The organism is Methylomonas methanica, assembly GCF_001644035.1.
Classification (GTDB): Bacteria; Pseudomonadota; Gammaproteobacteria; order Methylococcales; family Methylomonadaceae; genus Methylomonas; species Methylomonas methanica_A.
Map to the genome: position 1 here is coordinate 49483 of NZ_LUUG01000117.1, position 10691 is coordinate 60173.

The window sequence follows — 10691 nt, forward strand, 5'->3', positions numbered from 1 at the left end:
ATGGGAAATAAGATTTTAGTCGCAGTTGGCGCAATAGTGGTCTTGCTCTCGATGTCGGTATTTACCGTGGCGGAAACCGAGCGCGTAATTAAATTTCAGTTAGGCGAGATTGTGGGTGCCGATTTCCAACCGGGAATGCACCTTAAATTGCCTTTCATTAACAACGTTAAAAAATTCGACGCCCGAATCCTGACGATGGATTCGACGCCTGAGCGCTTTTTGACAGCGGAAAAGAAAAACGTTATTGTCGATTCTTTCGTGAAATGGCGGATTGGCGATGTTAAAACCTTTTATACCACCGTTGCCGGTGATGTGAATCAGGCCAATATTCGTCTCGATCAAATCATCAAAGATTCCGCACGTAGCGAGTTCAGCAAACGCGAGATCAAACAATTGGTGTCCACCGATCGTAGTGCGATTCGTGACGCCTTGATTACTAATGTATCGCCGCATGCCGCGAAATTGGGCATTACTATCGTTGACGTGCAGGTCAAGCGCATCGATTTGCCTGCTGAAGTTAGTACTTCGGTTTACCAAAGGATGGAAGCTGAACGGGCCCGAGTTGCTCGGGAGTTTCGTTCCCAAGGTTCGGAAGCCGCCGAGCGGATTCGAGCCGATGCCGATAAACAGCGGGAGATCATTTTGGCGAATGCTTATCGCGATTCGGAGGTTATGCGCGGTGAAGGCGATGCGAAAGCCGCCGATATTTTCGCCAAAGCGTATAGCGAGGACAGCGATTTCTTCGCTTTCTACCGCAGTCTGATTGCTTACAAGGAAAGCTTGGGTAAATCCGGCAACATCATGGTGCTGGAGCCGAATTCCGACTTCTTCAAATATTTCAAGAATCAGAAATAACCCCCCATTTGGATTACGTGTAGTCAAACGCCCCGCCATGCGGGGCGTTTGCTGTGTTTGAGACAGACAAAATGCAAAAAAAAGACACCTGGCTATTGCCGGAAGGTATTACTGAAGTATTGCCGGAACAGGCGGCGCATCTTGAGAAGTTACGTAGAAAGCTGCTGGATACTTTTGCCTGCTGGGGTTACCAGTTGGTTATTCCACCATTTGTAGACTTTCTGCATTCCTTGCTGATCGGCTCCGGGCATGACCTGGATTTACAGACTTTTAAGCTGACCGATCAATTGAGCGGAGAAATGTTGGGCGTGCGGGCGGATATGACGCCGCAAGTAGCCCGAATCGATGCGCATCACTTTCAGCACGACGGCCCAACCAGGCTGTGCTATGCCGGCACGGTGCTGCATACCTTGGGGGATCCCTTGGAAAAAAGCCGCAGCCCGATGCAGATTGGCGCAGAGCTATATGGTCATGCCGGCTTGGAAAGCGACTACGAAGTCATCCAGCTGATGTTGGAAATGCTGGCGATCAGCGGTTTGCAAAATGTGCATCTGGATTTGGGGCATGTTGCTATCTACCGGGCCTTGGCCGAACATGCCGGTCTAAATCCGCAACAGGAAGCCGAATTGTTCGACGTTTTGCAACGCAAGGCCAGAACCGAATTGGCGGAATTGCTTGCCGAGTTTGAGATTGACGCACGTTACAAAGACATATTCAATGCCTTGCCGAAGCTGAATGGCGGCAGGGATATACTGGACAAGGCTAAAGCATTATTAACCGGTTTTGCCGGTGCCGATGAAATTGCTGGCGCTTTGGCCGATTTACGCGGTATATCCGATAAATTACGTCGCGATTATCCGGGGTTAACAGTCAGTTTCGATTTGGCCGAGTTACGCGGTTATCACTATCATACCGGCATGGTGTTCGCGGCGTTTGTGCCTGCTCTAGGCAAAGAAATAGCCCGCGGCGGCCGTTACGATAACATCGGCGAAGTTTTCGGACGAGCGCGAGCGGCTACCGGTTTCAGCGCAGATTTGAAAGTATTGGCGGGCATGTATAAAGTCGATGACGAAGCGGCACAGGTGGTGTTTGCGCCCTTTACCGAAGACGCCGATTTGCGGGAAGCCGTCAGAGATTTGCGTGCGCAGGGTGTGGCGGTGATTCAACATCTGCCGGAACAACAAGGCGGCGCTGAACAACAGGGCTGCAATGCTATTTTAGAAAAACACAATCAACGCTGGGTTGTTAAATCAATAAGCTGTCGTTAGATCAATAAGCTGTCGTTAAACCACTAGTTTAAGGTTAGATAATATGGGAAAGAATGTTGTTGTTATCGGCACGCAATGGGGCGATGAAGGTAAAGGTAAGCTGGTCGATCTTTTAACCGAACAAGCCGCTGCGGTGGTGCGCTTTCAAGGCGGCCACAATGCCGGTCACACCTTGGTGATTAACGGCGAAAAAACGGTGTTGCATCTGATCCCTTCAGGGGTTTTGCGCGAAGGCGTCCAATGCATGATAGGTAACGGCGTGGTCCTGTGTCCGGAAGCGCTATTGAAGGAAATCGAGATTCTGGAAAAATCTGGCGTTCCGGTTCGGCATAGATTGCAAATCAGCGAAGCCTGCGCATTGATTCTGCCGATACACGTCGCTATCGATCAGGCCCGCGAAAAAGCCCGTGGCAGCAAAGCTATCGGTACTACCGGTCGCGGTATTGGTCCAGCTTACGAAGACAAGGTGGCCAGACGCGGCTTGCGAGCCGGTGATTTGCGCAACAGCGAGGAATTTGCCGCTCGCTTAAAAGAGCTGGTCGATTATCACAACTTCATGTTGACCCATTATTATCATGCCGAGCCTGTGGATTATGACGCGGTGCTGGCGAATACCTTGCGCTTGGGCGAGATAATCAAGCCGATGCTGACCGATGTTGGGGAGGCTATCTACAGCTATCAAAACCAAGGTGAGAACGTGCTGTTCGAAGGTGCGCAGGGCGCACTGCTGGATATTGATCACGGTACTTATCCCTATGTTACTTCATCCAATACCACTGCTGGCGGAGCTGCCACCGGTACCGGCGTGGGGCCTTTGGCGCTGGATTATGTGTTGGGTATTACCAAAGCCTATTCCACTCGAGTGGGCAACGGTCCGTTTCCAACCGAATTGCTGGATAACTACGGTGAGCATCTGGGCGTGAAAGGTCACGAGTTTGGTGCCACGACAGGTCGCAAGCGCCGTTGCGGCTGGTTCGATGCGGTATCGATGCGTAAATCGGCTCAATTAAATAGCTTGAGCGGCATTTGTCTGACCAAACTGGATGTGCTGGATGGCCTGGATAAAATTGGTATCTGCACCGCTTACAAGATTAATGGTCAAATTACTGAAACCGCGCCGCTGGGTGCTGATCAATACGCTGCCTGTGAAGCGGTCATTGAGGAAATGCCGGGTTGGACCGGTACTACGGCCGGCGTTACCGATTTTGCGCAATTGCCGGAAAATGCCAAAGCCTACATCGCCCGAATTGAGGCGTTGGTTGGCGTAAAAGTAACGATCTTGTCTACCGGCCCAGACCGGAACGAAACTATAGTCTTGGAAAATCCATTCCAGGCTTAACGCTTAAGCATTTAAGACGCTGAATACATTCAGCGTCTTGTCTAATCTGCCCAGTTAGTAAAACTGGTTATTAGCTCGGCCCTTAAATTTCCTGGAATCGTCATTCCCGCGAAGGTGGGAGCCGTTAGACCGCGCAGCGAATCCAATATAGCCGCTGGACTTTCGCCTTCGCGGGAGCGACGATATTTATGGGCCGGGTTAATAGGATAATCCCATAAACACTCTTGTTGTCTTTGATGACACCGATTCAATCGGTTGCGACCGGTCTATTCCGGTTGGTGATCCATTCGCTCCACGAGCCGGCGTAAAGTTTCGAACCACTTAGTCCTGCAACCTCCATTGCTAACAGGTTATGACAGGCTGTCACGCCTGATCCGCACATGTGTACTACTTGCTCGGCAGGGTAAGGGGCAAGCAGCTTGCTAAATTGCTGGTTTAACTGGTCGGCGGGTAAAAATAATCCAGATTTATCCAGATTAGTTTGCAAGGGCCGGTTCAGTGCTTTGGGTACGTGGCCGGCTACAGGGTCTATCGGTTCTTGTTGGCCATGGAAGCGTTCAGGCGTTCGGGCATCTATCAAGGTAATGTTTCGTGTCGCCAAGCCATCCGAAACTTGATTGGCGTTAAGCCATTGTTGATTGTCCAGATAGATGCGGAATTGGCTTGCGGTAATCTGTGGTAACTTGGTTGTGACCGGCAAGCCTCGTTTTTTCCAATGTCCAAATCCGCCATCCAATACTGCGACCTGAGTATGGCCCATCGTGCGCAGCAGCCACCACATCCGGCCGGCAAACGCGCCGCCGGCATCGTCATACACCACTATTTGGCTGCGGTTGTTCACACCCCAGTCGCCCAGCTTTTTGCCTAATAGTGAAAAGTCGGGAAGTGGGTGGCGACCGGTATAGGATCGCACTGGCGACGACAAATCCTGGTTTAAATCGGCAAAGCGAGCGCCGGGAATATGGCCTTGTCGATAGGCTTTCTGCCCAGCAGTCACATCGGCCAGAGAGAATCGGCAATCGAATATTCGCCAATCCGGGGTGTTAAGGTTGGTAGCTAAAGTCTCTGCGGAAACCAGCGTGGTGTAGGACATGCTTATACCTCCAAAATAATTTTACCGATATGTTGGCTGCTTTCCATACGTTCGTGGGCTTGGGCAGCCATGGCCAGCGGAAAAACCGAATCGATGATGGGTTCGAGTTGGCCGGATTCCAGTAGCGGCCAGACTTTTTCAAGCAACTGCTCAGCTATTTTAGCCTTGAACTCGTCGCTGCGGGGACGTAAGGTCGTGCCGGCAATGGTTAGCCGTTTCATCAGCACGGATGCTAAATTGATTTCGCTCTTGCTGCCGTTTTGAATGGCAATCTGTTGTAAACGGCCATCAAGAGAGAGGCATTTCAAGTTGCGGGGCAAGTAGTCGCCGCCGATCATGTCTAAAACAACGTCAACGCCTTTGTCGTCGGTGTGATGCATAACGGCTTCGACAAAGTCTTGTTGCCGGTAATTAATCGCTAGATCAGCACCTAGTTTCTGGCAATACTCGCATTTTTCTTGGCTGCCCGCGGTGACGATGACCTGGCTGCCGAAGGCTCTACCGAGTTGAATGGCAGTGGTGCCGATACCGCTGGTACCTCCATGTACTAACAAGCTTTCGCCGGCTTGCAGTTTCGCGCGGTCGAAAATATTGCTCCAGACCGTAAAAAAAGTTTCCGGTAACGCGGCGGCTTGAATAAAACTCAAGCCCTTCGGTATGGGCAGACAGCAACAGACGCTTGCCAGGCAATACTCCGCATAGCCACCACCCGTCAACAATGCGCAAACCGGGTCGCCAACTTTAAATCCAGTTACTTCGCTCCCAATTGCTTCGATAGTGCCTGACACTTCCAAGCCGAGAACAGTGGATGCGCCTGGCGGCGGTGGATACAAGCCTTTGCGCTGCATCAGGTCCGGGCGGTTTACGCCGGCTGCAACCGCTTTTATCAAGACTTGATCCGAGCCGGGAGAGGGTAGTGGCTGATCCGTTTCGATTAAATCGGTGAACTCTGCGGTGCGATAAATCTCGAGGGCGCGCATGATGTTAAGCTTTGCGGGGAGAGTGTCGTATTATATGCGCCGCATTTGACTAACAGTATTTTTTCAACGAGAACATTCATGATACGTGCAGGGATTGTCGGCGGTACCGGGTACACCGGCGTCGAATTGTTAAGAATTTTGGTATTGCATCCTCAGGTCGAGGTCAGCGTCGTGACGTCCCGCGCCGATGCCGGACTGCGATTGGATCAGTTGTATCCCAGCCTTAGGGGCTATTGCGATGTGAAGTTTGCCCTGCCGGAGTTGGATAATTTAAAAGACTGCGATGTGGTGTTTTTCGCCACGCCAAACGGCACCGCCATGCTGATGGCTGAGGCGTTGCTGGCGCTCGGCATCAAAGTTATCGATTTGTCTGCCGATTTCCGGATTAAAGACCGGCAAGAATGGGAAAAGTGGTACGGCATGCAGCACGCCAGTCCGGATTTGATCGCCGAAGCTGTCTATGGTTTGCCGGAAATCAATCGCGAGCAAATTAAGCAAGCTTGTTTGATTGCTTGTCCTGGATGCTATCCGACTGCCGTGCAACTGGGATTTTTGCCGTTATTGGAGGCCGGAGCGATTGATGAGCAGCATTTAATCGCCGATGTAAAATCCGGTGTCAGCGGCGCAGGACGCAAGGCGGAAATATCGTCTCTGATGAGTGAAGCAGGTGAGAGTTTTAAAGCCTACGCGGTCGGCGGGCATAGACATTTGCCGGAAATCAGGCAGGGTTTGCAAAATGTCGCCAAGCAGGCGGTAGGTTTAACTTTCGTGCCGCATCTGACGCCGATGATACGCGGTATTCACGCGACGCTTTATGCGCGATTGAACCGGAAGCTGGATTTGCAAAATCTGTTTGAAGAGAAGTATCGCGAAGAAAGATTTGTGGATGTGTTGCCGGGTGGCAGTCATGCCGATACTCGTAATGTTCGCGGCAGCAATCGCTGTCAGATTGCAGTGCATCAACCGCAAGGCGGCGATACCGTGGTGATTTTGTCGGTGATTGATAACTTGGTGAAAGGCGCGTCTGGGCAAGCGGTGCAGGCTATGAATTTAATGTTTGGGTTGCCTGAGTATGAGTCTTTAGAGACCGTTGCTTTATATCCTTAAGCTGTACTAACAAGCATGGCACATAAAAAAACCGCCTTCCGGTTCAATTCGGGAGGCGGTTTTTTATTGCGAGAACGTTAGCGGTTTAAGCAGCTATCGTTTGGCTTTTGCGATTCATTCTCCAGCCCAACATGCCGCTAGCTAATAACAACAAGCTGGTAGGTTCCGGAACGCTGCCAACACCGCCGCCACCGCCACCGCCACTGCCGCCTGCTGTACCGACAAGTTGAGTAAGCTTGAAGTAGTCGTTGCTGTTATTCAACTGGCTGGAGGGATCGCCTTTACCCGAACCCCAGCTGCTGCTATAAGCGCTAATCAACCAAAGACTTGAAGACAGGTTGCTTGGGTTGATGTCTTCAGCTACGTCTCCTACTGTATTGTAACTACCTACGAATTCCCAGCTGTTACTAAGAAGACCGGAAATACTTTTTCCGGAAATATCTGCTGCACCAGTAAGTGGTCCAGTAGCTGGTACTGCACCGGTATACCTAATAACCGAAATATCCGAATCGTAGGCTGTGGTATCCGGCCAGCCGACAGTCAGTTTGTCTAAAATGGTGCTGCCATCAAACCGAAAAAGTACGGCTTCGATTCTGCCACTGTTATCAACCGCATGGTCTGGAAAGCTTTTCGTCGTCTCGGATCCGCTGAGCACGCCCAAGCCGTTAGCACTGCCGTACCAAGCCAATGTGGCTGGCGAAAAAGTTGAAGTACTTGTAGTCCCGACTGAGTATGCACCCATACTTTGGATGCCTGCCGGTGTCACTGAGCTAGTACTGTTTATAGTCCACACCGTGGCGTTAACCGACCATGGGGCCAGCAACAGGGCTGTTATAGCCAAATATTTTCGGGTCATAATGTCCTCACATTTTTCGAATTTCATTTTCCGTTATTGTCTTCGCCGGTCTGGAAATAACCATTGTACTATTGGCCATAAACAAAGAATTACGGTCTATTTATTAATAAGCACTTAGTGGGCCATAGTAAATTTATTATTAGAATACAATTGCTTAATCATTGCTTCGTTAGTAAATAGGACCAGCGGTTGTGTACGGTGTAAAAAATTACGACATATTTTAAAAAATCGACTATCTGCGGAGTTTTTCAAGCAGTGCTTTGGCTTGTTCACGGCCATTGAAAATAGCGTCGCCTTTTAGCGCTTCTTCCAATTCTTGCTTAGCCTCTTCCTGACGTTGCAACTGATTTAGCGCGACAGCGATATGGTAGCGGATCTCAGGATCTTGCGAGAGTAGAGAGTGTGCGTTTCGTAAGTAATGAAGACCCTGTTCTATTTGTCCCGTGTTAACGAGAATCCAGCCCAAGGTATCGTTCGTCGCCGGTTGATCAGGGGCCAGTTTATGGGCCTGTTCAGCCAGAGACAAGGCTTTGTCGTTGCCGGTATTGAGATACACGTAGGCAAGGTTGTTCAGGAATTGCGGTTCGTTGGGGAATTGTTTCAATAGCTCGACGTAGTACTTCTCTGCCTCTTTAAACTTTCCGCTTTTCAGTAATTCGTTCGCGAAGGCGGCCATCGGCAGTTGGTCTTGTGGATGCTTTTTTATCCACTGCTCCAGTAAATTAAAGGCTTTGTCCGGCTGGTTGATTGTTTTCAAGTTTTCATAGAGCTGTATCAATGATGTTGTGTCAGGCTCCAACTCAAAAGCCGCTTGGTAATGACTATTGGCCAAACTAAGGTTTTTGTCATGATCGGCAATGTTTCCCAACAGCTGGTGAGGAAAAGCGCGTTTTGGATATTGTTTTAGCAGGCTTTCTGCGCGGTTTAATGCAAATACCGGTTTCCCATGGTTCAGTTCCATCTCCACCAAGGCAATTTGCGAAGGTATATGATTTTCGTCAACCAAAACTGCTTTCTTCAAGGTCTTTATAGCTTCAAAATAATCGCCTGCATCTATTTGATAACGAGCAGCTTTGTAAAGTTGTTTGACATTAAACCGGGCTTGGTCTGCCATGCGGATAAACACCCCTAAGGCTTTCTCCTTGTTGTTGTTAGCTAAGTAGCTTCTAGCCAGAGCGTCGATAACCTGAGGATTGTTCTTGTCGATCATTTCCGCAGCTTGTGCGGCGGCATTAGCCTCAGCAGCTTTGCCCATCTTCAGATTTAGCTCAACCAAAGCCAAAAGTGTCGGTAATGACTTCTGGTCCATCATCTTCGCTTTTGCTAGCCAATCATTGGCTGCCTGATAACGTCCGGCGCTTTGTTCGACTTTGGCTAATTCAATGAGAATATCAATGTCTTCCGGGTGATTCTGCTGTAAGGTTTGCAGGCGCTGTCGGGCTTGATCAAGTTTGTTCTCGCCAACGTCCAGTTTACTTAGGTTAATTTGTGCGTCGAGAAAATTGGGGTTCAGTTCAATCGCCTTCTCGAAACTTTGCCGCGCCAGTTTGTACTGCCCGGTATTGACTTGAGCGGTCCCCAGTAGATTTAGTAGTGTAAAGTTTTTCGACGCTTTCTCATGTAGCGCTTGTGCGGTTTTTAACGCTTTTTCCGGTTCACCACGGCTCATGTAAAGAGCCACGAGAGGAATACCTGCCTGAATCGCATCCGGATTCTTTTTGAATGCCACTTCAAGGTCTTGAACGGCCGCTTGTTCCTGCCCCATTGCCAATCTGTTCAGGCCAATTTCGGTTTGCAGGCTGCCACTGTCATTGCTTAACGCAGCGGCTTTTCCAAACATATTATTGGCCATATCGTGTTTGCCGGCCTTCATGAAAGCACTTCCCAATAAAAATGCCAAACGCTGATCCTGGGGATTGCGGATTTGCATCGGGCGGAGCAGATCAATTGCTTGTTCGGGTTCGTCTTTTTGTAACAGTATGGTGGCCAGCAACTTATACGTACCTGATTGTTCCGGGTATTGCTTTACATACAGACGCAAATACTCCGCTGCCAGGTCAAACCGTTGCAGGCTGTAGTTAACCAAGCCGGAGAGCATTAAAGTCGGGCCATGTGCCGATAAATATTCCGGTTTGATACCGGTGATGATGTCGGCTGCCACTTCCAATTCCTTGGTCGCCGCTTCTCTCTGATTATTGCGCTCGAGTAAAACCGCATGCAGATAGGCTGCTTTCGGTTCGAATGGATAAGCCTGGCGTATATATTCCAAATCTTGCCGTGCCCGCTCGTCTTGCTTTAAGTCCATTAAAAGGCCCGCTCTGGCAAGTCGAGTGTCAACATGATCGGGGTTTAGCTCAATCGCCTTGTCGTAAAACTTTAGCGCTTCATCCAGTTCCATGGTGGCATGCTTAATCGAACCTTTTGCATACCAAACGCCGGCATCATTTGCTTGCATTTGTATGGCTTTCTCGGCGGCTTGATCGGCGCCTTTAATATCACCCCGCTTTAACAGCGCGTTGGCGCGCCCGATTGCGGCGTTAACCTGGTTGGGAGCAATTTGCAATGCAATGTCGAATTCGTTCAGCGCTTCACTAATCAAATTGAGTTGCAGATACGCATTACCGCGGTAAACATGCAAAACCGGGCGTAATCCACTGTTAAACTGCGCTGGATCGATTTCCTTCAGTAGGTCGTTATAGCGGATTTGGTAGGTGTAAAGCTTGGCCAGGTTTTCCGCTATTAAAGACGGATCCGCGCCCAGTTGTTTGGCTAAGCTGAGTTGGACTTCTGCTTCCGTCAACGATTTCTGTTGCAAGTAAATTTCGCCAAGCAGCATGTGAGCCGAAACATATCTTTCATTTTGCTGTAGCGCATTCTTCAACTGGATGATGGCTTCGGCGTTATTTTGACTTCTGTACGACTGTAGAGCCTCTTCGTAAAACTTTCCGGCCTGGATGTCATCAGCAAAGCTTATCTGCACGGGGTTGAGTGCCAGAATCAGCAGCAGTTTATTTAACGGGAAATTGGATTTCATCGGATTTTTGCGCATAACGAAAGTGGGGTTGCTCAAGTGTGCACATAGCATAGTCGCAAAGCCAATTCGTCACCAGTCCGGAACTAGCGGCCGTCTTCTTGTCGTCAAAAACTTGACTGTGATTATTTAAGTAGCTGTTTTTAGATGTAAATTTAAATG

8 protein-coding genes are annotated in these 10691 nt (G+C 49.6%); 4 read left to right on the top strand and 4 right to left on the bottom strand.

The window, feature by feature from the left end:
* The 3 genes from hflC (at position 1) to A1332_RS21415 (ending at position 3462) form a co-directional block, all read left to right on the top strand.
* A complete protein-coding gene (gene hflC, locus A1332_RS21405; RefSeq protein WP_064010444.1) occupies positions 1-855 on the top strand; it encodes a protease modulator HflC in 855 nt (284 codons plus the stop codon).
* Positions 856-926: 71 nt separating this feature from the next.
* Positions 927-2123, top strand: coding sequence for an ATP phosphoribosyltransferase regulatory subunit (locus A1332_RS21410; protein ID WP_064010445.1), 1197 nt, complete (start codon positions 927-929; stop codon positions 2121-2123).
* Positions 2124-2166: 43 nt separating this feature from the next.
* Entirely contained in the window at positions 2167-3462 is a 1296-nt protein-coding gene (locus A1332_RS21415) for an adenylosuccinate synthase (RefSeq protein ID WP_064010446.1), read from the top strand.
* A 247-nt stretch (positions 3463-3709) separates the two neighbouring features.
* On the opposite strand, the gene A1332_RS21420 is transcribed toward A1332_RS21415, so the two are convergent.
* Both A1332_RS21420 and A1332_RS21425 read right to left on the bottom strand, forming a co-directional pair.
* Entirely contained in the window at positions 3710-4555 is an 846-nt protein-coding gene (locus A1332_RS21420; RefSeq protein WP_064010447.1) for a sulfurtransferase, read from the bottom strand.
* A gap of 2 nt (positions 4556-4557) precedes the next feature.
* On the bottom strand, positions 4558-5535 hold the full coding sequence (locus tag A1332_RS21425) for an NAD(P)H-quinone oxidoreductase (RefSeq protein WP_064010448.1): 978 nt from the start codon (positions 5533-5535) through the stop codon (positions 4558-4560).
* 78 nt (positions 5536-5613) lie between these two features.
* Between A1332_RS21425 and argC the strand changes: the two genes are divergently transcribed.
* Positions 5614-6642, top strand: a complete 1029-nt coding sequence (gene argC / locus A1332_RS21430; protein WP_064010449.1) for an N-acetyl-gamma-glutamyl-phosphate reductase — start codon at positions 5614-5616, stop codon at positions 6640-6642.
* An 85-nt stretch (positions 6643-6727) separates the two neighbouring features.
* On the opposite strand, the gene xdp1 is transcribed toward argC, so the two are convergent.
* Complete coding sequence (gene xdp1, locus A1332_RS21435; RefSeq protein WP_082879821.1) at positions 6728-7525, bottom strand: exosortase-dependent surface protein XDP1; 798 nt, start codon at positions 7523-7525, stop codon at positions 6728-6730.
* Positions 7526-7730: 205 nt separating this feature from the next.
* On the bottom strand, positions 7731-10532 hold the full coding sequence (gene prsT / locus A1332_RS21440) for an XrtA/PEP-CTERM system TPR-repeat protein PrsT (RefSeq protein WP_064010500.1): 2802 nt from the start codon (positions 10530-10532) through the stop codon (positions 7731-7733).
* Between the last annotated feature and the right edge of the window lie 159 nt (positions 10533-10691).